Raw genomic sequence first — 24,704 nt, 5'->3', positions numbered from 1 at the left:
CTGCGATTTCCCGCCAGACACTCAGATCAAGCTCATGTCCGACACGCTACAGCACGAGCAGGCGGCCGATCACGCCATGCGCCATTGGGCGCATGACAGCACCGGTCCCGTCCGCATCGGCTCAGAGGCGCACAAGCAGATGTTCTGCCGAATGCTCCTCGACACTCATAACCCCTACAAACCGGCCGTGATCGACTGGCCGCCGCTATCGCCGGCCGAACTGAAGCGGCTCACGGCGCTGCCGATCTGGGACATCGCGGTCCAGACCGAAGGCCGCGCCTCGATCCGGGTGGCCACCTTCGCGGCCACCGTGGCCGATCCGCTGCTACGCTCGGCGCTGCAGATGGATGGCGGCGAGGAAGCGCGCCACAAGGTGGTGCTGTCGAAGCTGGTGGAAGCCTATGGCATCGCCCTCGCGCCCGAACCGCCCTATCCCGCGCCGACGGATCCCGAATGGGCCTGGGTGCTGACCGGCTTCAGCGAATGCATCGACAGCTTCTTCGCCTTCGGGCTGTTCCGCTCGGCCCAGCAATCAGGCTTCTTCCCGGAGGAACTGGTCGAGACCTTCGAGCCCGTGATCCAGGAAGAAGGCCGCCACATCCTGTTCTTCGTGAACTGGTACGCCTGGTACTGGCGCAACCTGCCCTGGTGGAAGCGGCCGTGGTTCTTCCTGCGCGTCGCGGCGATCTGGATCACGCTGATCCGCGACCGCATCGGCATCGCGCGCGGCATCGATACCGACGGCGTGGCCCACGACGCGAACTTTCCGGCCAATGCCGCGGCGACGGTCGGCAACGAGGCGCTCAAGCCGCGTGAGCTGATCGAACTCTGCCTGGCCGAGAACGAGCGCCGCATGGCGGGCTACGATCCTCGGCTGCTGCGTCCGAAGTTCGTCCCGCGCATGGCCCGCCTCGCCCTGAAGTTCATCAAGAAGTAAGCCGCCGGAGCAGTAGCCCGGCCGCGCTCGCATCGGGCGCGGCCGGTTGGTTGCATCGGCACCTTTCTTTCCTTGCCTTCCCCGTATCGCTTCATCGCATGCGCGTGCATCGATCGCGATAGCTGCTGCATGCGCACACGGCTGTTGCCGGCCGACAACGCCTGCGATCGCGCGTCGTTCGTCACGACACACTTCGTCACCATCTGTCCGCATGTTGGGACGCGGCCCGTGCCGGCGGGCGGCGCGCTGCCGTGAACGTGGACAGGATTATCCACGTCCTGTCTGAAATCCCCGTCGGTCCCTCTCGAGTTTCAAACCGGGAATTCCATCGGGACCAGCCTCCCGCGACGCCGGGCGGCTCGCAGCGATTCATCCCCAATTCCTATTTTTGCCGCGGTGCAATATCGATACTTAAACGATTAGAAAAATCGTTTCCAACCTGCTCAATAATCAAACAGAGGGCTCTCTTAAGGTTTTATCTTTTATCAATACCGAATACGGATTGTAGAGTACAAAATCGCAGGATTGTCAAATTTCGATACTCTAAATATCACTGAATGATTCTGTAAAATTGTTGAATATCCTTTAGTATCAGTAACTTCAAGCTATTCAACACGGACTTTTCGGCGTCCACGGAGGCTCCACGCAAACGATTTACCGGCTCTTGAAGAAATTTAACAGACCGATGGAGCAGTAATCGACAACAATGTTTCACAGTTGATCTCAGGCAGTTTGCAGTTGTTTTCATTTGATATTAGCCGCCTCAAATAGAATCCGCGCAATTGATTGGTTTCCCCGCGCAAGGCATAGACGGCGACTGAAACTGCCTGATTCATTGCACGGGTCCGTGGAGATAGGCCGCATGAATCGCAATTACCGCTCGATCTGGAACGAATCTCTCGGGGCGTGGGTGGCTGCTTCCGAAAACGATTCGGCACGGGGAAAACCAAACAAGTCGGCCGTGGCCAAGGCGGTGACCACCGCGGTGCTGGTAGCCGGCGCGACCAACCAGGTCGCGCAGGCGCAGTACGCGACCGGCGGCGGGGTCGCGGCCTCGACCTCGACCATCGCGATCGGCGGCAATGCGGCCGTGCTCGGAGTATTCGCGCCGAGTGGCACCACCGCGAGCGGCACCGGCTCGATCGCACTCGGCTCGAACGCGACGTCGACCGGCGCGGCCTCGATGGCACTCGGCTACGGCTCGACCGCCACCGGCTCGACCTCGATGGCCATCGGCAACGGCGCCACCGCCACCGGCGTGTTTTCCACCGTGTTCGGCCACAACGCCGTGGCGACTGCCTCGAGCGCGATTGCAGTCGGCTCCGGTTCAAACGCGCAAGGCGTGGGCGCGTCCGCGATCGGCAACGACACGCTCGCGACCGGCAGCAGTGCCATCGCGATCGGTGGCGGCAACAGCACGGGCAGCGGTGGCGCCACCGCGTCGGGTGCAACCTCGATCGCGATCGGCCGGTTCTCGGTCGCCACGGCCACCTCTTCGCTGGCTGCCGGCGCGGGGGCGACCGCATCGGACCAGTTCGCCGTGGCGCTGGGGCCCAACGCTTCCGCCCAGTATGCGAACAGCGTGGCGATCGGCTCGGGCAGCACCACCGCCGCGGCCGCGCCCACCACCACCGGTTTCCTGACCGGCCAAGCCGCGCCGACCTCGGAAGTGTCGGTGGGCTCGGCCACCGCGCTGCGGCGCATCACCAATGTCGCCGACGGCTCGGCGCCGACCGATGCCGTGACGGTTTCGCAGCTCAGCACCGGCCTGAGCACGACCACCAGCTCGATCGCCAGCCTGTCGACCTCGACCTCGAGCGGGCTCTCCACCACGAATAGCCGCGTCACATCCCTGTCGTCGGGCTTGTCGTCGACGACGAGCTCCATCGGTTCGCTGTCGTCGGGGCTGTCGAGCACCAATAGCTCGGTGACTTCGTTGTCTTCGGGGGTGACTTCGATTTCCAGTGGGCTGTCGACGGCCAATAGCAATGTGGCTTCGTTGTCGTCGGGGGTGACCTCGATTTCCAGCGGGCTGTCGACGGCCAATAGCAACGTGGCTTCGTTGTCGTCGTCCACTTCGACCAGCGTCGGCTCGCTTTCCAGCGGCTTGTCCACCGCCAGCAGCAACGTCACCTCCCTTTCGTCGGGACTGAGTTCCACGAACAGCAATGTCACGTCCCTGTCTTCCGGGCTGTCCACCACCAGAAGCTCGGTGACCTCGCTGTCGTCCGGCTTGTCGAGCACCAACAGCTCGGTGACTTCGCTGTCATCCGGTGTGACGTCGATTTCCAGTGGGCTCTCGACGGCCAACAGCAACGTCGCGTCGCTCTCGTCGTCCACGTCGACCAGCGTCGAATCGCTCTCGACCGGCTTGTCCACCACCAGCAGCTCGGTGACTTCGCTTTCGTCGGGGCTGTCGAGCACCAATAGCTCGGTGACTTCGTTGTCGTCGGGGGTGACCTCGATTTCCAGCGGGCTGTCGACGGCCAACAGCAATGTGGCTTCGCTCTCGTCGTCCACGTCGACCAGTGTGGGCTCGCTTTCCTCCGGCTTGTCCACCGCCAGCAGCTCGGTGACTTCCCTGTCGTCTGGCCTGTCGAGCACCAATAGCTCGGTGACTTCGTTGTCTTCGGGCGTGACCTCGATTTCCAGTGGATTGTCGACGGCCAATAGCAACGTGACTTCGTTGTCGTCGTCCACTTCGACCAGCGTCGGCTCGCTTTCCAGCGGCTTGTCCACCGCCAGCAGCTCGGTGACTTCCCTGTCGTCGGGCCTGTCGAGCACCAATAGCTCGGTGACTTCGCTTTCGTCGGGGGTGACTTCGATTTCCAGCGGGTTATCGACGGCTAACAGCAACGTGGCTTCGTTGTCGTCGTCCACTTCGACCAGCGTCGGCTCGCTTTCCAGCGGCTTGTCCACCGCCAGCAGCTCGGTGACCTCCTTGTCGTCGGGCTTGTCGAGTACCAATAGCTCGGTGACTTCGCTTTCGTCGGGGGTAACTTCGATTTCCAGCGGGTTGTCGACGGCTAACAGCAACGTGGCTTCGTTGTCGTCGTCTACTTCGACCAGCGTCGGCTCGCTTTCCTCCGGCTTGTCCACCGCCAGCAGCTCGGTGACCTCTCTGTCGTCGGGGCTGTCGAGCACCAATAGCTCGGTGACTTCGCTGTCGTCGGGGGTGACTTCGATTTCCAGCGGGCTGTCGACGGCTAACAGCAACGTGGCTTCGTTGTCGTCGTCTACTTCGACCAGCGTCGGCTCGCTTTCTAGTGGCTTGTCGACGGCCAACAGCAACGTGGCTTCATTGTCGTCGTCCACTTCGACCAGCGTCGGCTCGCTTTCCTCCGGCTTGTCCACCGCCAGCAGCTCGGTGACCTCTCTGTCGTCGGGGCTGTCGAGCACCAATAGCTCGGTGACTTCGCTGTCGTCGGGGGTGACTTCGATTTCCAGCGGGCTGTCGACGGCCAACAGCAATGTCACTTCGCTCTCGAGCGGGCTGAGCTCCACGAACAGCAATGTCACGTCGCTGTCCTCTGGTTTGTCCACGACCAGAAGCTCCGTGACCTCCCTGTCGTCCGGCCTCTCGAGTACCAATAGCTCGGTAACTTCGCTGTCATCCGGCGTGACCTCGATTTCCAGCGGCTTGTCGACGGCCAACAGCAACGTGACTTCGTTGTCGTCGTCCACTTCGACCAGCGTTGAATCGCTCTCGACCGGGCTGTCCACGACCACCAGCTCGGTGACTTCCCTTTCGTCAGGACTGTCGAGCACCAACAGCACGGTGGCATCGTTGTCCTCGGGCGCGACGTCGATTTCCAGCGGGCTATCGACGATCACTAGCAACGTCACCTCGCTGTCGAGTGGATTGAGCTCCACTAACAGCAATGTCTCGTCGTTGTCCTCGTCCGTCTCCAGCGGTCTGTCGACGACCAATAGCAATGTCACTTCGCTGTCGAGTGGACTGAGCTCTACCAACAGCAATGTGTCGTCGCTGTCCTCGTCCGTCTCCAGCGGCCTGTCGACGACCAACAGCAACGTCACCTCGCTGTCGAGCGGACTGAGCTCCACCAACAGTAATGTGTCGTCGTTGTCCTCGTCCGTCTCCAGCGGTCTGTCGACGACCAATAGCAACGTCACTTCGCTGTCGTCTGGACTGAGCACCACGAACAGTAATGTGTCGTCGTTGTCTTCGTCCGTCTCCAGCGGCCTGTCGACGACCAATAACAACGTCACTTCGCTGTCGAGCGGACTGAGCTCCACCAACAGCAATGTGTCGTCGTTGTCTTCGTCCGTCTCCAGCGGTCTGTCGACGACTAACAGTAACGTCACTTCGCTGTCGTCTGGACTGAGCACCACGAACAGTAATGTGTCGTCGTTGTCCTCGTCTGTCTCCAGCGGCCTGTCGACGACCAATAGCAACGTCACTTCGTTATCGTCTGGACTGAGCTCCACAAACAGCAATGTCTCGTCGCTGTCCTCGTCTGTATCCAGCGGTCTGTCGACAACCAACAGCAATGTTTCGTCGCTGTCCTCGTCCGTTTCCAGCGGTCTGTCGACGACTAACAGTAACGTCACTTCGCTGTCGTCTGGACTGAGCTCCACGAACAGCAATGTGACGTCGTTGTCCTCGTCCGTCTCCAGCGGTCTGTCGACGACCAATAGCAACGTCACTTCGCTGTCGAGTGGACTGAGCTCTACCAACAGCAATGTGTCGTCGCTGTCCTCGTCCGTCTCCAGCGGCCTGTCGACGACCAACAGCAACGTCACCTCGCTGTCGAGCGGACTGAGCTCCACCAACAGTAATGTGTCGTCGTTGTCTTCGTCCGTCTCTAGCGGTCTGTCGACGACTAACAGTAACGTCACTTCACTGTCGTCTGGACTGAGCACCACGAACAGCAATGTCGGATCGCTGTCTTCGTCTGTCTCCAGCGGCCTGTCGACAACCAATAGCAACGTCACTTCGCTGTCTAGTGGATTGAGCTCCACAAACAGCAATGTGACGTCGCTGTCTTCGTCCGTTTCCAGCGGTCTGTCGACGACTAACAGTAACGTCACTTCGCTGTCGTCTGGACTGAGCTCCACGAACAGCAATGTGACGTCGTTGTCCTCGTCCGTCTCCAGCGGTCTGTCGACGACCAATAGCAACGTCACTTCGCTGTCGTCTGGACTGAGCACCACGAACAGTAATGTGTCGTCGTTGTCTTCGTCCGTCTCCAGCGGCCTGTCGACGACCAATAGCAACGTCACTTCGCTGTCGAGCGGACTGAGCTCCACCAACAGCAATGTGTCGTCGTTGTCTTCGTCCGTCTCCAGCGGTCTGTCGACGACTAACAGTAACGTCACTTCGCTGTCGTCTGGACTGAGCACCACGAACAGTAATGTGTCGTCGTTGTCCTCGTCTGTCTCCAGCGGCCTGTCGACGACCAATAGCAACGTCACTTCGTTATCGTCTGGACTGAGCTCCACAAACAGCAATGTCTCGTCGCTGTCCTCGTCTGTATCCAGCGGCCTATCGACGACCAATAGCAACGTCACCTCATTGTCGAGTGGATTGAGCTCCACCAATAGCAATGTCTCGTCGCTGTCCTCGTCCGTCTCCAGTGGCCTGTCCACGACCAACAGCAACGTCACGTCACTGTCGTCCGGCCTGAGTTCCACCAACAGCAACGTCACCTCGCTGTCGTCCGGCCTCAGCTCTACCAACAGCAATGTCACCTCGCTGTCGAGCGGCCTTAGCTCCACCAACAGCAACGTCACTTCGCTGTCGTCTGGCCTGAGCTCCACCAACAGCAATGTCACCTCGCTGTCGTCCGGCTTGAACTCCACCAACAGCAATGTTTCGTCGCTGTCCTCATCTGTCTCCAGCGGCCTGTCCACGACCAATAGCAATGTGACTTCGCTGTCGTCCGGCCTGAGCTCCACCAACAGTAATGTGTCGTCGTTGTCTTCGTCCGTCTCTAGCGGCCTGTCGACAACCAACAGCAATGTCTCGTCGCTGTCGTCGTCTGTCTCTAGTGGCCTGTCGACGACCAATAGCAACGTCACTTCGCTGTCGAGCGGCCTCAGCTCCACCAATAGCAATGTCACTTCGTTGTCGTCCGGCCTGAGCTCCACCAACAGCAATGTCTCGTCGCTGTCCTCGTCCATCTCTAGCGGTCTGTCAACGACCAACAGCAACGTCACCTCGTTGTCGAGTGGATTGAGCTCCACAAACAGCAATGTGTCATCGCTGTCTTCGTCCGTCTCTAGTGGCCTGTCGACAACCAATAGCAACGTCACATCTTTATCGACTTCGGTTTCGACAGGAATCAGCTCCCTTTCGACATCAGCGTCGACAGGTATCAGTTCACTGTCGACCGGCGTCAGCTCGCTCTCCACGACGATTGGTTCGCTGTCTACCGGTGTCGGCTCGCTGTCGACGGGGATCGGCTCGCTATCCACTGGGTTAAGCAACACGAACAGCACTGTTTCGTCCTTGTCGTCTTCGACTTCGACAAGCGTTGGATCACTGTCGACAGGACTGTCAACGACAACGAGCAATGTCACCTCGCTGTCGAGCGGCCTGAGCTCCACCAACAGCAATGTCACGTCACTGTCGTCCGGCCTGAGCTCGACCAACAGCAACGTCACCTCGCTGTCGTCTGGCCTAAGCTCTACCAACAGCAACGTCACTTCGCTTTCGAGCGGCCTCAGTTCCACCAATAGCAACGTCACATCGCTGTCGTCTGGCCTGAGCTCGACCAACAGCAATGTCACGTCACTGTCGTCCGGCTTGAGCTCGATCAACAGCAATGTTTCGTCGCTGTCCTCGTCCGTCTCCAGCGGTCTGTCGACGACCAACAGCAACGTCTCGTCGTTGTCTTCGTCCGTCTCCAGCGGCCTGTCGACAACCAACAGCAATGTCACGTCACTGTCGTCCGGCTTGAGCTCCACCAACAGCAATGTTTCGTCGCTGTCCTCGTCTGTCTCCAGCGGCCTGTCCACGACCAATAGCAACGTCACTTCGCTGTCGTCCGGACTGAGCTCTACCAACAGCAATGTGTCGTCGCTGTCCTCGTCCGTCTCCAGCGGTCTGTCAACGACCAACAGCAACGTCACTTCGCTGTCGTCCGGACTGAGTTCAACCAACAGCAATGTGTCGTCGCTGTCTTCGTCTGTCTCCAGTGGCCTGTCCACGACCAACAGCAACGTCACTTCGCTGTCATCCGGACTGAGTTCTACCAACAGCAATGTCTCTTCGCTGTCCTCGTCCGTCTCCAGCGGTCTGTCGACGACAAACAGCAACGTCTCGTCGCTGTCGAGCGGCCTCAGCTCCACCAACAGCAACGTCACCTCGCTGTCGTCCGGCCTCAGCTCCACCAACAGCATGTGTCGTCGCTGTCCTCGTCCGTCTCCAGCGGTCTGTCGACGACAAACAGCAACGTCTCGTCACTGTCGAGCGGCCTTAGCTCCACCAACAGCAACGTCACCTCGCTGTCGTCCGGCCTGAGCTCCACCAATAGCAATGTCACCTCGCTGTCGTCCGGCCTGAGCTCCACCAACAGCAACGTCACTTCGCTGTCGTCCGGCCTCAGCTCCACCAACAGCAACGTCACTTCGCTGTCGTCCGGCCTCAGCTCGGCCAACAGCAATGTCACTTCGTTGTCGTCCGGCCTCAGCTCCACCAACAGCAACGTCACTTCGCTGTCGTCCGGCCTCAGCTCCACCAACAGCAATGTCACTTCGTTGTCGTCTGGCCTCAGCTCCACCAACAGCAATGTGTCGTCGCTGTCCTCGTCCGTCTCCAGCGGTCTGTCGACGACAAACAGCAACGTCTCGTCGCTGTCGAGCGGCCTCAGTTCCACCAACAGCAACGTCACCTCGCTGTCGTCCGGCCTGACGCCTCCGACCAACAGCAATGTTTCGTCGCTGTCCTCGTCCGTCTCCAGCGGTCTGTCGACGACAAACAGCAACGTCTCGTCACTGTCGAGCGGCCTTAGCTCCACCAACAGCAACGTCACCTCGCTGTCGTCCGGCCTGAGCTCCACCAATAGCAATGTCACCTCGCTGTCGTCCGGCCTCAGCTCGACCAACAGCAATGTCACTTCGTTGTCGTCCGGCCTCAGCTCCACCAACAGCAACGTCACTTCGCTGTCGTCCGGCCTCAGCTCGACCAACAGCAATGTCACTTCGTTGTCGTCCGGCCTCAGCTCCACCAACAGCAACGTCACTTCGCTGTCGTCCGGCCTCAGCTCGACCAACAGCAATGTCACTTCGTTGTCGTCCGGCCTCAGCTCCACCAACAGCAACGTCACTTCGCTGTCGTCCGGCCTCAGCTCCACCAACAGCAACGTCACCTCGCTGTCGTCTGGCCTGAGCTCCACCAACAGCAATGTCACCTCGCTGTCGTCCGGCCTCAGCTCCACCAACAGCAACGTCACCTCGCTGTCGTCTGGCCTGAGCTCCACCAACAGCAATGTCACCTCGCTGTCGTCCGGCCTCAGCTCGACCAACAGCAATGTCACTTCGTTGTCGTCCGGCCTCAGCTCCACCAACAGCAACGTCACTTCGCTGTCGTCCGGCCTCAGCTCGACCAACAGCAATGTCACTTCGTTGTCGTCCGGCCTCAGCTCCACCAACAGCAACGTCACCTCGCTGTCGTCCGGCCTGAGCTCCACCAATAGCAATGTCACCTCGCTGTCGTCCGGCCTGAGCTCCACCAACAGCAACGTTACTTCGCTGTCGTCCGGCCTCAGCTCCACCAACAGCAACGTCACTTCGCTGTCGTCCGGTCTCAGCTCGACCAACAGCAATGTCACTTCGTTGTCGTCCGGCCTCAGCTCCACCAACAGCAGCGTCACTTCGCTGTCGTCCGGCCTCAGCTCGACCAACAGCAATGTCACTTCGTTGTCGTCCGGCCTGAGCTCCACCAACAGCAATGTGTCGTCGCTGTCCTCGTCCGTCTCCAGCGGTCTGTCGACGACAAACAGCAACGTCTCGTCACTGTCGAGCGGCCTTAGCTCCACCAACAGCAACGTCACCTCGCTGTCATCCGGCCTGAGCTCGACCAACAGCAATGTCACTTCGTTGTCGTCCGGCCTCAGCTCCACCAACAGCAACGTCACCTCGCTGTCGTCTGGCCTGAGCTCCACCAACAGCAATGTGTCGTCGTTGTCTTCGTCCGTCTCCAGCGGCCTGTCCACGACCAACAGCAATGTCTCGTCGCTGTCGAGCGGCCTTAGCTCCACCAATAGCAACGTCACATCGCTGTCGTCCGGCCTGAGCTCTACCAACAGCAATGTGTCGTCGCTGTCCTCGTCCGTCTCCAGCGGTCTGTCGACGACCAACAGCAATGTCACCTCGCTGTCGTCCGGCTTGAGCTCCACCAACAGCAATGTGTCGTCGCTGTCCTCGTCCGTCTCCAGCGGCCTGTCCACGACCAACAGCAATGTCTCGTCGCTGTCGAGCGGCCTTAGCTCCACCAACAGCAACGTCACCTCGCTGTCGTCCGGCCTGAGCTCCACCAACAGCAATGTGTCGTCGTTGTCTTCGTCCGTCTCCAGCGGCCTGTCCACGACCAACAGCAATGTCTCGTCGCTGTCGAGCGGCCTTAGCTCCACCAACAGCAACGTCACATCGCTGTCGTCAGGACTGAACTCTACCAACAGCAATGTGTCGTCGCTGTCCTCGTCCGTCTCCAGCGGTCTGTCGACAACCAACAGCAATGTCACGTCACTGTCGTCCGGCCTGAGCTCCACCAACAGCAATGTCACCTCGCTGTCGTCTGGCCTGAGCTCCACTAACAGTAATGTTTCGTCGCTGTCCTCGTCCGTCTCCAGCGGTCTGTCGACGACAAACAGCAACGTCTCGTCGCTGTCGAGCGGCCTCAGTTCCACCAACAGCAACGTCACCTCGCTGTCGTCCGGCCTGAGCTCCACCAACAGCAATGTCACCTCGCTGTCGTCCGGCCTCAGCTCCACCAACAGCAATGTCACCTCGCTGTCGTCCGGCCTGAGCTCCACCAACAGCAACATCACTTCGCTGTCGTCTTCGACCTCGACCAGCGTTGGCTCGCTCTCCACCGGCCTCTCGACCACCGACAGCAACGTCTCCTCGCTGTCGAGCGGCCTCAGCTCCACCAACAGCAACATCAGCTCGCTGTCGTCCTCGACCTCGACCAGCGTCGGCTCGCTCTCCACCGGGCTCTCGACCACCAACAGCAACGTCACTTCGCTGTCGTCCGGTCTCAGCACCACCAACAGCAACATCAGCTCGCTGTCGTCCTCGACCTCGACCAGCGTCGGCTCGCTCTCCACCGGGCTCTCGACCACCAACAGCAACGTCACTTCGCTGTCGTCCGGCCTCAGCACCACCAACAGCAACATCGGCTCGCTGTCGTCCTCGACCTCGACCAGCATCGGCTCGCTGTCCACCGGCCTGTCCTCGACCACCAGCAGCATCGGTTCCCTGTCGACGGCAACCGGCTCGCTGTCCACCGGCCTGGTGCAGACCAACAGCAACGTCGCCTCGCTGTCGACGTCCACCTCGTCGAGCGTCAGCTCGCTGTCGACCTCGGTCAGCTCGATCGCCAACTCGTCGGGCAAGATCGGCAACAGCGTGGCTTCGGCACTGGGCGGCGGCTCGACCTATGACTCGGCCACCGGCACGCTGACGGCACCGACCTACACGACCTACAAGGCCAACGGCACCACCGCGAACGTCAACAACGTCGGCGATGCGCTCGACAGCGTCAACTCGAACGGCATCAAGTACTTCCACACCAACTCGACGGGCGCGGATTCGATCGCCACCGGCGTGGACAGCGTCGCGATCGGCCCGAACGCCGTCGCGAACATCGACAACTCGGTGGCCATCGGCAGCGGCTCGATCACCACCACGGCGGTGCCGGTGAGTTCGGCGACGGTCGGCGGCATCACCTTCGGCAACTTCGCCGGCAGCAACCCGGCCGGCACGGTGAACATCGGCGCGCCCGGTTTCGAACGGCAGTTGACGGGCCTCGCCGCCGGCCGGATCTCGGCCACCAGCACCGACGCGGTAAACGGCAGCCAGCTGTTCCAGACCAATGCAGCGGTGGCCTCGCTGTCGAGCAGCCTGAGCAGCGCAGCCGGCGCGTTCTCGAGCTCGGTGGCCTCGCTGTCCACCTCGACCTCGACTTCGCTGAACGCGCTGTCCTCGTCCACCTCCACCTCGCTGAGCTCGCTCTCGACGGGGGTGTCCACGACCAACAGTTCGGTCTCCTCGCTGTCCACCTCGACCTCGACCACCACCGGCTCGCTGTCCACCGGCCTGTCGAACACGAGCAGCAGCGTGACGTCGCTGTCGACCGCCACCTCGACCAGCATCGGCTCGCTGTCCACCAGCCTGTCGTCGACCAACAACTCGGTCACCTCGCTGTCCTCGAGCCTCGGCACGGTCAGCGCCCAGGTGGCCTCGCTGTCCACCACGGCGGCCAACAACACCACGCGCTCGCTGAGCGCCGGCGGTTACGCGGCCGACATGTCGGCGCCGGGCGCGCAGGCGCCGTCGGTCAGCGCCGGCTCGAACTCGGTGGCGCTCGGCCAGGGCTCGACCGATGGCGGCCGATCCAACGTGGTGTCGGTCGGCAGCTCGACCCAGCAACGCCAGATCACCAACGTCGCGGCGGGCACGGAAGGCACGGACGCAGTCAACCTCAACCAGTTGAATGCGCTGTCGACTTCTATGTCACAATCCTTCTCCGGCCAGCAAAGCCAGCTCAACCTGCTCGGTTCGCAGCTCGCGCAGACCCAGCAGGCGGTCCAGCAGACCAACCAGATGGCACGGCAGGGGATCGCCGCCGCCACGGCGCTGACGATGCTGCCGCAGGTGGAGCCCGGCAAGACCGTCAACATGGCGATCGGTGTCGCGCGCTTCGCCGGCGAGTCCGGCATGGCGTTCGGCGCAAGCGCGCACGTGACGACCAACGGCATTCTGAAACTGGGCATCGGCGTCTCGGGCCAGAACAAGACGTACGGTGTCGGATATGGATACAGCTGGTGATCGAATCCTTGCCATCGTCCCCCGCGGGGGAACCTGACAGGCGCCTGACCGTCGGCATCTCGCTGTTCGCGAGAGACGGCCAGGCGATCTGGGAAAACGGTATTCATCAGAACATCGCCTTCCTGGCGATGATGCTCCGCAAATCCGGCCGCATCGGCCGGATTTATTTCCTCAACGGCGGGGATGCCAAGCAGATCCCCACCGGCCTCGATTTCGGCGGACTCGACGTCGAACTGGTCAATCCGCGCGACGTCTCGCACCAGCTCGACGTGGTGATCGAGATGGGCGCCCAGTTGCAGGTGGATTGGCTCAAGTACATGAAGACGCTGGGCAAGAAGCTGATCATGTGCTTCGTCGGCAACGTCTACGCCGGCCTCTGCGAAACGCCGATCTTCAACCAGCCTTCGGGCCACATCTTCAACGGCGGCCCCTACGACGAAGTCTGGATCCTGCCCAAGGACGACAAGACGGCCAAGCCGCTGCTGCGCACGCTGATGCGCGCGCCGGTCTATTCGATGCCGCATATCTGGTCGCCGCATTTCGTCGATCGCCGCATCGCCGCGCTCGCGCAGGAAGGCATCCAGTTCGGCTATCAGGCGGGCCGCCGCACCGACTGGCGGCTCGCGATCCTCGAACCGAACATCTCGGTGGTGAAGAGCTGCCACTACCCGATGCTGGTCGCCGACGAGTTCTACCGCGCGCAGCCCGATGCGGTGAAGCACATGTTCGTGATCAACTCGATGCACATGAAGGAGCACAGCACCTTCGTGCATTTCGCGAACAGCCTCGACCTGGTGCGCCACCACAAGGCCACCTTCGAGCCGCGCGTCGAGTTGCCTTCGTTCCTGGCCCAGCACACCGACGCGGTGATCTCCCACCAGTGGGAGAACCCGCAGAACTACCTCTATTACGACGTGCTGTACGGCGCTTATCCGCTGATCCACAATTCGCCGATGCTGGGCGACGCCGGCTACTACTATCCGGAGTTCGATTCGGCCACGGGCGGGCGCGTGCTGCACCAGGCCTGGCGCGAGCACGACGCCAACCTCGACAGCTACCGCGCGAAGGCAAACGCCCTGCTGCAGCGCGTGTCGATCGATAATCCGGCGAACCTCGACGCCTACGTCGAGCGCCTCCTGGCCTGACCGATTTCCGCGGGAGAACCTGCATGTCCGATATTCCCGTCCGTGATCTTCCGAACGGCGGCAAGCGTCTCGTCGTGGGCGTCTCGCTCTATGTGCGCGGCGCCGGCCAGTCGCTGTGGGAAAACGGGATTTTCCAGAATTGCCTGCTGCTGGTGCTGCTGCTGCGCCAGTCGCCGCTGGTCGGCGAGGTGCTGATGGTGAACGGCGGCAACAACGAATCCGCCGATCCGCAGATGATGCTCGACGAGTGGCAGGTGCCGCTGGTCTCGATGGACGAGGCCATGACGCGCTGCGACGTGCTGATCGAGATGAGCGCGCAGTTCAACGCGAACTGGATCGCGGCCTTCCGCGAGCGCGGCGGCAAGGTGGTGACGATGCGCGTGGGCAACGACTACGTGATCGACATCGAGCGCGCGATGTTCGACAAGCCCTCGGGCTTCCTGTTTTCCGGCGCGCGCTACGACGGCGTCTGGACCATTCCCGAGTTCGAGCACTCGTGCCGCCACTACCTCGAATCGGGCCTGCGCCGCGAGGTCACGATCGTGCCGCACATCTGGCATCCGATGCTGTTCGACAAGGCGCGCAACCAGCTTGAGGAAGGCCGTTCCTACGGCTACCAGCCGGGCCGTTCGCACTGGCGCGTGACGATGTTCGAGCCGAACATCTGCATGGTGAAGACCAGCATCATCCCGATGCTGATCGCCGAGGCGGCCTATCGCGAGCAGCCCGCCTTCGTCGAGTTCGTGCGCGTGTGCAACACGCTGCACATGAAGGACCACACGACCTTCGTGCATTTCGCGCGCAGCCTCGACATCGTCAACCACAGCCTGGCGACCTTCGAGGGGCGTTTCGCGATCTACGAGTTCATGTCGCATCACGGCGACGTGGTGATCTCCCATACCTGGGAAAACGCCCAGAACTACCTCTATTACGAGCTGCTGTACGGCGGCTATCCGCTGGTCCACAACTCGCCCTTCCTGGGCCCCTGCGGCTACTACTACCCGGATTTCGACTGCGAGGAAGGCGGCCGCCAGTTGCTGCGCGCGTTCCGCGAGCACGACGCGAATCTCGAGGCTTACCGCGAGCACGCGGCCCATCTGCTGCACTCGGTCGACATCCACAACCCGGACAACGTCGCCGCCTACACGGAAGCGCTGGCCGCGCTCTATCGCTGAGGCAGCGCCCTAGCCAACTCGCCACATCGACTTCGAACCCGGAGGCCACTTGAAATCGATCCTCGTCCGCTGCGCCACGCTCGGCGCCCTCGCCGCCCTCGCCCAGCTCGCGCAGGCCCAGACGCCGGCGCCGGCCGCCGCGGCAGCCGGCAATGCGCCGACGCTCTCGCTCGCGCCCGTCAACGCGGGCACCTCGGCCGACGAGCTGCTGCGCAACGCCGACTTCGCACTCCAGATGATCGATACGGGCCGCTTCCACGACCTCTACACCGACGTGGCGCCGTTCGTGAAGCAGCGCTACGACGAGCAGCATTTCTCCGACGACACGCGCCAGTCGCGTCAACTGGTCGGCGCCATCAAGAGCCGCGGCTGGGCCGCCGTCACGCGCATCATCTACACGGGCGCCAAGGACGTGCCCGACGGCCTCTATGCCAACGTCGACTACGCCACCACGCAGACCTCGGGCAAGGTGGTCTACGAGAAGGTCAGCTTCCGCCTCGAGAACGACGGCCGCTGGCACCTGACGGGCTACGTGCCGCGCGTCGCGCAAGGGCCGATTCCGGGCAGCCAGTAAGCCCGCGGCGCCTCATGGCCGGGGGGCCTGCTCAGGCCTCCTCCTCGCCGTCGAAGTGCGGCTTCAGCAGCGCCTCGATCCAGTCCATGAAGGCCCGCACCCGGCGCGACAGGTTGCGCCGGTGCGCCACCACGAACCAGACCGGCAGCGAGGCCGGACGATACTCGGGCAGCACCTCCACCAGCTCGCGGCTTTCCAGGTAGGACAGCAGCCGCCAGCGGCTCGCCTGGATCAGCCCGATGCCGGCCAGCCCCGCCGCGTGATAGGTCTGCACGCTGTTGACGCTGAGCGCGCAAGGCAACGCCAGCGTGGCGGGCCGCCCGCGCTCGACGTAGTCCCATACGGTCGGCCGGTTGGCGAAGCTCATGGTGTAGTTGACCAGCCGATGGCCCTGGGTGGCCAGTTCGCGCAGGTTGCGCGGCACGCCGTGGCGAGCCAGGTATTCAGGGCTTGCCGCGTTTACCATGCGCAGGCTGCCGAGCCGCCGCGCCACCAGCGATTCGTCGACGATCCCGCCGATCCGCAGCACGCAATCGATGCCCTCCTGGATCAGGTCGACGCGCCGGTCGGTGCTCGACACCTCCAGCGCCAGCTCCGGATGCATCGCGATGAAGCCTGGCAGCGCCGGCACCAGCACGCTGCGCGCGATCTCGCTGGGCAGGTCCACGCGCAGGCGCCCGCGCAGCGGCACGTCGTGCTCGCTGGTGAACATCGACTGCAGCGCCTCGGCATCGGCCAGCAGGTCCTGGGCGCGCTGGTAGAAGGCGTGGCCGTCCTCGGTCAGTTGCACGGTGCGCGTGGAGCGGTGCAGCAGCCGCGCGCCGATCTCGGCCTCCAGCGCGCGCACCGTGTTCGAGGCGCGCCCCTTCTGGATGCCGAGGCTTTCCGCGGCACGCGTGAAGCTCGCCATCTCAGCCACCCTTACGAAGATCCGCAGCGCGTCCAGGTTCTGCATTGTGATGTTTGAAAATAACAGTGCGTTCAGATTGGCGCACTTTATCGCATCGAGCCGGGGGCGCATAGTGAGTGACTCACGGCCGGCGCCGCCGGCTGAACGACGGAGAACACGATGCGTTACAACCAGCTTGGCAATACCGGACTGTTCGTGTCCGAGATCTGTCTCGGCACGATGACCTTCGGCCGCTCGGGCCAGGACGGCATGTGGGGCAACATCGCCGGCATGGACCAGGCCACGGCCGACGCGATCGTCGAGCGCAGCCTCGCCGCCGGCGTCAACTTCATCGATACCGCCGACATCTACTCGTTCGGCGAATCGGAGGAGATGCTGGGCCAATCGCTGAAGAACCTGTCGGTACCGCGCAAGAACGTGGTGCTGGCCACCAAGCTGTACAACCCGATGAGCAGCGGCCCCAACGATCGCGGCACCTCGCGCGTGCACATCATCAACTCGCTCGAGGCCAGCCTCGAGCGCCTGCAGACGGATTACATCGACCTGTACCAGATTCACGCCAACGACACGGTCACGCCGATCGATGAAATGCTGCGCACCTTCGACGACCTGATCTCGCGCGGCCTGGTCCGCTACATCGGCGTGTCGAACTGGCAGGCCTGGCGCATCGCCAAGGCGCTCGGCGTGGCCGAGCGGCGCGGCTACGCGCGTTTCGAATCGGTGCAGGCCTACTACTCGATCGCCGGCCGCGACCTCGAACGCGAGATGGTGCCGATGATGAACGAGGAGAAGGTCGGCCTGATGGTCTGGTCGCCGCTGGCGGGCGGGCTGCTGTCGGGCAAGTACGGCCCGGGCTCGAACGACAACGAAGGCCGCCGCGCCACTTTCGATTTCCCGCCGGTCGACAAGGATCGCGCCTGGGCCTGCGTGGCCGCGATGCGCCCGATCGCCGAGAAGCACGGCGCGAGCGTGGCCGCGGTGGCGCTGGCCTATGTGCTCGCCAAGCCCTTCGTGACGACGGTGATCGTCGGCGGCAAGCGGCTCGAACAGATCGAGCAGAACCTCGGCGCGGTCAAGCTGAAGCTCGACGCCGAGGACCTCGCCAAGCTCGACGAGGCCAGCGCGCTGGCGCCCGAGTATCCGGGCTGGATGCTGTCGCGCCAGGCGGTCCATCGCGTGCCGCAGCCGTTCGAGCCGAAGGCCTGAACGAAAGCGGGGCCGACCTCGGTCGGCTCTCGTGAAAACGGGCCGGCGCCGCGATGATGCGGCACCGGCCCGTGTCGCTTGCCTCCGGCGCGAGGCCGGGGTCAGCCAGCCCTCGTCAGGCAGCCGGGAAGTCGGTGCTCTGCGTCAGATCCTTCCACTGCTCGAACCCGCTGCGCAGCGATTCGAGCTTGGTCTGCGCAAGTTGATAGGCATCCGAACCAAGCAGCAGGCGCAGCGGCGGATGCTCGGCTTCCACGGCGCGGATGATCGCCGCCGCGCCGCGCACCGGGTCTCCCGGCTGCGTGCCCGAGTAGGCGCGTGCCTGGGCACGACGCTTGCCGGCCGTCTCCGCGTAATCGTCGATCACGATCTTCGACTCGATCACCGAGCGGCCCGCCCAGTCGGTGCGGAAGCGCCCCGGCTCGACGATCGTCACATGGATGCCGAGCGGCCCGACCTCGGCCGCCAGCGACTCCGAGAAGCCTTCCACGGCATGCTTCGAGGCATGGTAGTAACCGGTCGCCGCGAAGGCCATCAGCCCGCCGATCGACGACACGTTGACCACGTGTCCATGCCGGCGCGCGCGCATGCCGGGCAGCACGTGGCGCGTCAGCGAGAACAGGCCGAACACGTTGGTCTCGAACTGGCGGCGGATCTCGGCGTCCTCGCCCTCCTCGATCGCCGAGAAATAGCCGTAGCCGGCATTGTTGACCAGCACGTCGATGCGGCCGAACTTCGCCTCGGCATCCGCCACGGCCCGGCCGATGGTGGCCTCGTCGGTGACGTCGAGCGGCAGCACCAGCGCGCGCTCGCCATACGGCGCGGCGAGCGCCGCCAGCTTGCCCGGATCGCGCGCCGTCAGCACCGCGCGGCCGCCCTGCTCGAGCACCTGGCGGGCCAGTTCATGGCCGAAACCCGTCGAACATCCCGTAATGAACCAGACGTCTTCTTTCTTCATCACCACTCCTTGGGAAAGATCGGATCGACAGCCGGCAGCCCGGCTGCATGAGACGTATGTTGCGCCGCGGCGCGCCGGCGGCGCCAGCGAGATCGCACCAATCTTTTGCGCGATCCTGCCAATCGTATCGGCAGGATCGCGAAGCATCGGCCGTGCCGTTGCACGATCCTGCCGAATGCCTTAGGGTGACGCGATCCGCCGAAACGAGCGCCGGCTCGCCAGGCCCCAGTGGAGACGACCATGGACCCCTTGCTCGACCCGATACGCGATGCGATCGAACGCCATTGCGCCTCGCCGCACCAGGCCACGCCCATCCCTGGCCTGACGATCTTCCGCATGACCAGCACCACGCCGCCCGATCGCGCGCTCTACAACCCGCGCCTGCTGCTGATCGTGCAGGGCGCGAAGTCGGTGGCGCTCGGCGAGCTGTCGTTCCGCGCCACGCCGGCCAACTTCCTGCTGGTGACCGTCAACATCCCCGTCACCACCCAGATCGAGGTGACGCCCGACGGCCGCCCGCATCTCGCGCTGACGCTGAGCCTGGATCGCGCCCTGCTCGCCGAGGTGCTGCAGCGCGTGGCGGCCGAACCGGTGGCCACCGCCTCGCCGGCCGCGCTGGCGGCCGCGCCGCTGACCGACGCGCTGCTCGAGCCCTTCTCGCGCCTGCTGCGGCTGCTCGACCATCCCGACGAGATCGACTTCATGGCGCCGCTGATCGTGCGCGAGATCTACTACCGCCTGCTGACGGGCGCGCTCGGCGAGACGCTCACGCAGTTCGCGCTGAACAGTTCGCACGTGGCGAAGATCGGCCGCGTCACGGACTGGATCAAGCATCACTATGCCGAGCCGATGAGCGTCGAGGCGCTCGCCGAGCTGGCCGGCATGAGCGTCACCTCCTTCCATCGCCACTTCAAGAACCTCACCTCGATGACGCCGATCCAGTACCGGATGCAAATCCGCCTGCGCGAGGCGAGGCGCATGCTGATTTCGGAAGGGGAAGGCGCCGGGGCGATCGGCCTGAAGGTGGGCTACGAGAGCCAGTCGCAGTTCAGCCGCGACTACAAGCGCCTGTTCGGCGCGCCGCCCGCGAGCGACACGGCGCGGCTCGCCAATGGACGATAACAACGGGCGATAGCGGGGGGAAGGAGCAACAGGGATGACAAGGGCGGCCGGCGATGGCCGCCCTGCTTCGTCTCAGGCAGCCGAGCCGTTCACCAGGTTGGCGAGCAGCAGGTCGTAGTCGGCCACCAGGGCCGGGTTCTTCGAGGTGTAGCGGCGCAGCAGTTCGCGCTGGCGCCGCGCATAGTGCTCCCAGTCAGCGTCGTGCTCGCGCAGCACGCGCGCGAGCAGCCCGGCGCCGGCCTGCACGTCGTTCTCGGGGTAGTAGTAGCCGAGGTCCTGCACCAGGTGCGCGTTGTGGACCAGCGGATAACCCTGCCAGGCCACGTCGAAATAGAAGTAGTTGAGCGGGTTTTCCCATTGGTGCGAGACCACCACGTCGGTGAACTCGGCCAGGAACATCGGCGTGTCGTAGCGACCGACGAAGCTGGCCTTGCTGGCCCGCACGATCTCGAGGTAATTCATCAGCATCACGAACTCCTGGCTGTGATGCGCGATGTGCTCGGCATTGGTGACGTGCGTAAACGAGATCGCATCGGGGTCGCGCCGGAACACCTCGTCGATGATCAGCATCGGGTAGAGGCAGAACTTCACCACGTCGTGGTTCGGCTCCATCACCGTCAGGCGTTTCGCCGCCTGGCCGCTGGGCCGGTACTCGCCGTTCTCGCGCAGCGGCCGTGCGCGCTCGGTGAGGAACATCGGATCCCAGACGAAGGGAACCACGCGCCCCGGGCAGCGCCGCAGCGATTGCAGGAAGGGCAGCGAGGACGGCGCGATCTGCGGGATCGCCCAGATCTCGTCGTAGCCGCGATTGATGAACAGCGTGTCCCACAGCTTGCGGCCGAACAGGATCGATTGCGTGGCGTGGATGTATTCGAAGCCACAACAGTAGCTGACGATCTTCACGCCGCGCGCCTTCAGGTAGGCGGTCTGCTCGCCGTCGATCTGCCCGCCCAGCTCGATCAGCACGTCGAGCGAATCCTTCATCTCGGTGAAGCTGCGCGTCTCGAAGATCCTGCGATCCCAGGGCAGCGCATCGCTGAGCGCGACGTCGGTGGTATTGACCAGGCTCACGCGATAGCCGCGCGAGGATTTCATCAGCAGCTTCGCGAGATAGAGCGCGTTCTGCTTGATGCCGTTGATCCAGAGGCTTTCGTTCGGCTCGCGCAGGCCGATCGTGATACCGATACGCAGGCCGTTCAAATCGACAGGAGCAGTCATTATGGGCGGGCGAAAAAATGTCGCGGTGCGGCGCGCACGCAATGCCGGCGCTGCATGGCCGGCCGCGCACTCGCCTGGGTTCAGGGCCGCAGTCTAACCGAGCCGCCGCGCCTGGACTGTCATAAATGGTCACAGGATTCGCCGCCGGCCGCCACGGCACGAGCAGCGCAAAAACCGGGCCCAGACGCCCGGTTGCACGATGGCACGATGGCACGGCAAGGCGCGGGAGCGTCGGCGCGGGCCTTCGCCCACGCTGCGCCCTGCCGATCAGTAATGCCGGGTGCCGCGCACGTTGACGGCCGTATCGAACAACTCCTGCGCGCGGGCCAGCTCGTCCAGCGCGTGGTCGAGCCGCGATTGCGCAGCCGCGTATTCGGCGCTTCGCGCGCCCTCTTCCTGATCGCCGCGCACCGCGCGGAAAGCGAGATCGACGTTGCGCGTCGCCTCGACGTAACGCTGGGCGGCAAGCGCCTCGCGCGAATGAGCACCATGAGCCATCAACCGTCCTCCTCGGGCTCGCCCGTCGGCAAGCCAGCGGCGGGCGTTCAGGGAGGAACGCCCGCGGGCATCAATCCCGCTCGCCGCGCCGCGCCCGAAGGCTGCGGCAGCGGAAGCGACTTCCGGACCGGTCCGTCATTCGATCGCGCGGCCAGGCCGCTCGACGCTAGAGCAGCAGCTTGCCCTGACCATGGCCAGGCGTGCCGAATGCGGGCTCCGGATCGGGCGCGGGAAGCTCGAACAGGTCGCGCGTGATACCGCGCGCATGTTCGGCCGGCGGGCGGGCTCGCAGCCGCTTCACGAAATCCGTGTAGACGGCCGCCGGCTCCACCGCCGGCAAGTCGAACAGGTCGCGCGTGAAGCCGCGCGACTGTGCCTCGGCCGAACGCCCGCGCAGGCGCCCGACCAACTCGACATAGGTTTCGAAATCGCCGTCGCGCGCGGCCTTGTTCACGCGCGCGAGATCGCGTGCCTTGATCACCGAGGGCTCGGCCAGGCGCACCGTGTAGGGCGCGTCGAGCTCGACCGACAGCGCGACCGGATAGCTGCGCGCGCCGGGCTCGGCCGTGCGCGCCACGCAATCGACCACTACCGCCGACTGCGCCGCGCCGAGCGGCTTGCCGGTGACGGCGCTGCGCAGGTTCTCGGGCGTCACGCGCAGGCGCGTGCCGACGCCGAGCGGCGCCGCCGAGGCGCAGACCAGCGCGTAGTGCTGCTCGCGACGGCGCCCCGAAGGCAGCGTCGCGCGGCTGGTGATGAAGCTGTAGGGCGGCAGTTGGCGCACCTGGCCGCCGGCATCGACCCAGGCGTTCCAGAGCAGCATGCGCCCCGGGTTGACCACCGGCGCGCGGCTCACCACCGGTGTGAACAGCGCGACCAGCGAACCGGCGCGATGCGCGGCCACCTGCACGCTGCTGCCCAGCGACTGCCCGATGCCCCACAGAAACCGCCCGCCGCCGAGCCGACGCTCCCACTCCTTGCGGAGCACGGTGGTCGAGAGATCCTCGCCGAATTCGGCGCCGATCCGGGTCCAGCAAAACGTCGGGGGCAGGTGTTTCAGTGTCATCAACTCTCTCGGGTACCGCGGCCCGATCTTGCGATGGGGCATTTCAATAAGCGCTACTGTATAGTTATAATGCATGACATGGAAGCCCCAGACACCAATTTTTCCGTTCAGGAGCTGCTCGACAAGCTTCGTGGAGATCCGCGCTCATCAAGCGAGATAGCGCGGCTTTGCGGCGTCAGCCAGCCTACCGTGTCGCGGCTTCGCCTGTCCGATGGGCAGCGTCTTCGTCGCAGCGAACCATTCATCAAGCTATGCACTTTCTACGGAATGGAGGCCCCTGCCTCGGGCATGCGCACCGGCAGTTACGACGAGCGCCTGCGTGAGGCGATCGTCGAGGCCTGGGACGGCTCGGACGAGCACGGCCGCGCGCTGATGGTGGTGATCCAGGGGCTGAAGGGGCTCGGCGGCAAGCCGGGATAGCGCCGCGTCACGCGCGGCGCGACGGCTCGCTCGAGCCGAAGAAGGGAAGGAGAAATGCGACGCGGCCTGGCCGGCCGCGTCGGCGCATCGATCGAGGCATGAACCGATTCGATCGATCGCGATGGCCGCGTCGCCCCGGCGCCTGGCCGGGGGCGCGCGGCCGCTGGTCAGAACATCGTGTTGCCGTTGGCCGATTCGGCCGGCACGTCCTGGATCACGTCCCAGTGCTCGACGATCCTGCCACCCTGCACGCGGAAGATGTCCACCACGGCCTGGCCGCGATCGGCCGGCCCGTCGGTCGAATGCACATGCAGGAACACCAGGTCGCCGGCGCTGCCGCTGCGCACGATCCTCGCCCTCGATCGAGGGTGCTCCTTGAAATAGCCCGTGAAGAACTCGACGAACGGCGCCTTGCCGTCCGGCACGCCGGGATTGTGCTGTCGGTAGTCGGGCGCCACCACGGCGGCGGCGTGCTGCACGTCGTGCTGGTTGAAGAAGCGCTCGTAGAAGTCGACGACGAGCCGGAGGTTGCCGTCCTCCACGGCCAGGTTGCGTGGCGCCGCCGGTTGCGCTGCCACGGCGACGGTCGAAACCAGCAGGCCGCAGCCGATCAGGGCAGCGGACAGGAAGCGCGGGATACGTCGCATGAGAATCTCCTCGGCAGAAAACCGGAATATACGTGCACCGCGCGCCAGCGGCGAGCCGCCCGCCATCGAGCTCAGCTGCGGCGGCAACGCTGCGCCTGGCTCAGCTCGCGCAGCGTGCCCAGCGCGCGGCCATATTCCGCGTCGAACTCGGGCCGCTCGAAAATGGATCGAGGCGGCGTGCCGTCCGCCTGCCGTCGCGGCTTCGCCGCGCTCTCCTCGGGCCGGCTGCCGGCCACGTAGTAGACGTAGCGCGAGGCACCGCCCTTGCAGATCCGCGTGACCGCTTCCACCTTGCGATCGGCGATGAGCTGCTGCATCAGCGCCACCACGCGCGGCCCGCTCGACTTCCGCGTCCTGGCCAGCGCCGCCGCGCTGTGCGGCACGCCCGGCGTCATGCAGGCCAGCAGCGCGACGAGGTCGCGTCGATAGGTTTCGTCGGCACGCGCGCGCCGCCGTTGCCGTGCCTGCTCGGCATGGGCGCTCGCCTGTTTCGCGTCGTGCTCGGCGGGCGGCGGCGGCATCAGCTCGGCGCGACGCGAACGCGCCTTGTCGCTGGCGTAGTAGCGGATCCGCGCGTGACGCGCGGAATCGAGCTTGTCGCGCCGCACGACCACCAGGCTCTCGGCGATCAGGCGGCCCAGCAGGATCTTCACGCGCGGCGTGGGCACGCCCAGGCGGCTGGCCAGTTGATGGGCCTCGTAACCGTGCTCGCCGTCGAGCATCACGAGGAGGTCGCGGCCGCTGACGCGGGTCGCGGCGAGTGCGTCGAGCGGCGCGGATGTATTGGCGGTCATGGGTTCGGGCTCGGTGAGG

Annotated in this window: 17 protein-coding genes; 10 read left to right on the top strand and 7 right to left on the bottom strand. The window is 64.1% G+C overall.

The annotated features are described in order from the left end of the window. The first annotated feature begins 34 nt into the window (after nucleotides 1-34). The 7 genes from BM43_RS01890 to BM43_RS01850 all read left to right on the top strand — a co-directional run bounded on the left by BM43_RS01890 (nucleotide 35) and on the right by BM43_RS01850 (nucleotide 15,846). Nucleotides 35-937, top strand: coding sequence for a hypothetical protein (locus BM43_RS01890; protein ID WP_013689425.1), 903 nt, complete (start codon nucleotides 35-37; stop codon nucleotides 935-937). A gap of 129 nt (nucleotides 938-1,066) precedes the next feature. After that, nucleotides 1,067-1,192 carry a hypothetical protein gene (locus BM43_RS42455; protein ID WP_255222473.1) on the top strand — a complete coding sequence of 42 codons (126 nt, stop codon included), beginning with the start codon at nucleotides 1,067-1,069 and terminating at the stop codon, nucleotides 1,190-1,192. A 607-nt stretch (nucleotides 1,193-1,799) separates the two neighbouring features. Continuing rightward, nucleotides 1,800-8,423, top strand: coding sequence for an ESPR-type extended signal peptide-containing protein (locus BM43_RS42645; RefSeq protein ID WP_414630053.1), 6,624 nt, complete (start codon nucleotides 1,800-1,802; stop codon nucleotides 8,421-8,423). A 269-nt stretch (nucleotides 8,424-8,692) separates the two neighbouring features. After that, nucleotides 8,693-12,952, top strand: a complete 4,260-nt coding sequence (locus BM43_RS41945; protein ID WP_483398712.1) for a YadA family autotransporter adhesin — start codon at nucleotides 8,693-8,695, stop codon at nucleotides 12,950-12,952. Next, nucleotides 12,949-14,097 carry a DUF2827 domain-containing protein gene (locus tag BM43_RS01860; RefSeq protein WP_013689421.1) on the top strand — a complete coding sequence of 383 codons (1,149 nt, stop codon included), beginning with the start codon at nucleotides 12,949-12,951 and terminating at the stop codon, nucleotides 14,095-14,097. Before BM43_RS41945 ends, BM43_RS01860 begins: the two co-directional genes overlap by 4 nt. Nucleotides 14,098-14,120: 23 nt before the next feature. After that, nucleotides 14,121-15,272 carry a DUF2827 domain-containing protein gene (locus BM43_RS01855; RefSeq protein ID WP_036054279.1) on the top strand — a complete coding sequence of 384 codons (1,152 nt, stop codon included), beginning with the start codon at nucleotides 14,121-14,123 and terminating at the stop codon, nucleotides 15,270-15,272. 49 nt (nucleotides 15,273-15,321) lie between these two features. Then, complete coding sequence (locus BM43_RS01850; protein WP_036054281.1) at nucleotides 15,322-15,846, top strand: DUF4019 domain-containing protein; 525 nt, start codon at nucleotides 15,322-15,324, stop codon at nucleotides 15,844-15,846. A 31-nt stretch (nucleotides 15,847-15,877) separates the two neighbouring features. Here the strand turns inward: BM43_RS01850 and BM43_RS01845 are convergent, their stop codons facing one another. Next, nucleotides 15,878-16,801, bottom strand: a complete 924-nt coding sequence (locus BM43_RS01845; RefSeq protein ID WP_036054283.1) for a LysR family transcriptional regulator — start codon at nucleotides 16,799-16,801, stop codon at nucleotides 15,878-15,880. Nucleotides 16,802-16,915: 114 nt separating this feature from the next. Between BM43_RS01845 and BM43_RS01840 the strand changes: the two genes are divergently transcribed. Further along, nucleotides 16,916-17,962, top strand: a complete 1,047-nt coding sequence (locus BM43_RS01840) for an aldo/keto reductase (RefSeq protein ID WP_013689417.1) — start codon at nucleotides 16,916-16,918, stop codon at nucleotides 17,960-17,962. Nucleotides 17,963-18,077: 115 nt separating this feature from the next. Here the strand turns inward: BM43_RS01840 and BM43_RS01835 are convergent, their stop codons facing one another. Then, nucleotides 18,078-18,926, bottom strand: coding sequence for an oxidoreductase (locus BM43_RS01835; RefSeq protein WP_186141766.1), 849 nt, complete (start codon nucleotides 18,924-18,926; stop codon nucleotides 18,078-18,080). A gap of 234 nt (nucleotides 18,927-19,160) precedes the next feature. Here BM43_RS01835 and BM43_RS01830 point away from each other — a divergent pair, with 234 nt between their 5' ends. Further along, nucleotides 19,161-20,042 carry an AraC family transcriptional regulator gene (locus tag BM43_RS01830; protein ID WP_036054286.1) on the top strand — a complete coding sequence of 294 codons (882 nt, stop codon included), beginning with the start codon at nucleotides 19,161-19,163 and terminating at the stop codon, nucleotides 20,040-20,042. Nucleotides 20,043-20,114: 72 nt separating this feature from the next. Here the strand turns inward: BM43_RS01830 and BM43_RS01825 are convergent, their stop codons facing one another. From BM43_RS01825 to BM43_RS01815, 3 genes are all read right to left on the bottom strand, one after another. Next, nucleotides 20,115-21,260 (bottom strand): DUF2827 domain-containing protein, encoded by a 1,146-nt coding sequence (locus BM43_RS01825; protein ID WP_036054288.1) that lies wholly within the window; start codon nucleotides 21,258-21,260, stop codon nucleotides 20,115-20,117. A gap of 267 nt (nucleotides 21,261-21,527) precedes the next feature. Beyond that, nucleotides 21,528-21,758, bottom strand: a complete 231-nt coding sequence (locus BM43_RS01820; protein WP_013689413.1) for a hypothetical protein — start codon at nucleotides 21,756-21,758, stop codon at nucleotides 21,528-21,530. Between the two features lie 166 nt (nucleotides 21,759-21,924). Further along, complete coding sequence (locus tag BM43_RS01815; protein WP_025101098.1) at nucleotides 21,925-22,824, bottom strand: hypothetical protein; 900 nt, start codon at nucleotides 22,822-22,824, stop codon at nucleotides 21,925-21,927. A gap of 78 nt (nucleotides 22,825-22,902) precedes the next feature. Here BM43_RS01815 and BM43_RS01810 point away from each other — a divergent pair, with 78 nt between their 5' ends. Beyond that, nucleotides 22,903-23,244, top strand: a complete 342-nt coding sequence (locus BM43_RS01810; RefSeq protein ID WP_025101097.1) for an ArsR family transcriptional regulator — start codon at nucleotides 22,903-22,905, stop codon at nucleotides 23,242-23,244. A 167-nt stretch (nucleotides 23,245-23,411) separates the two neighbouring features. Here the strand turns inward: BM43_RS01810 and BM43_RS01805 are convergent, their stop codons facing one another. Then, the gene (locus tag BM43_RS01805) at nucleotides 23,412-23,891 is read right to left on the bottom strand and encodes a nuclear transport factor 2 family protein (RefSeq protein WP_036056933.1); all 480 of its coding nucleotides are present in this window, start codon (nucleotides 23,889-23,891) and stop codon (nucleotides 23,412-23,414) included. 71 nt (nucleotides 23,892-23,962) lie between these two features. Then, nucleotides 23,963-24,685 carry a hypothetical protein gene (locus tag BM43_RS01800; RefSeq protein ID WP_036054289.1) on the bottom strand — a complete coding sequence of 241 codons (723 nt, stop codon included), beginning with the start codon at nucleotides 24,683-24,685 and terminating at the stop codon, nucleotides 23,963-23,965. Nucleotides 24,686-24,704 lie beyond the last annotated feature (19 nt).

Origin of the sequence: Burkholderia gladioli (genome assembly GCF_000959725.1) — a bacterium.
Classification (GTDB): domain Bacteria; phylum Pseudomonadota; class Gammaproteobacteria; order Burkholderiales; family Burkholderiaceae; genus Burkholderia; species Burkholderia gladioli.
This window is presented reverse-complemented; position numbering and strand designations above follow the sequence as displayed.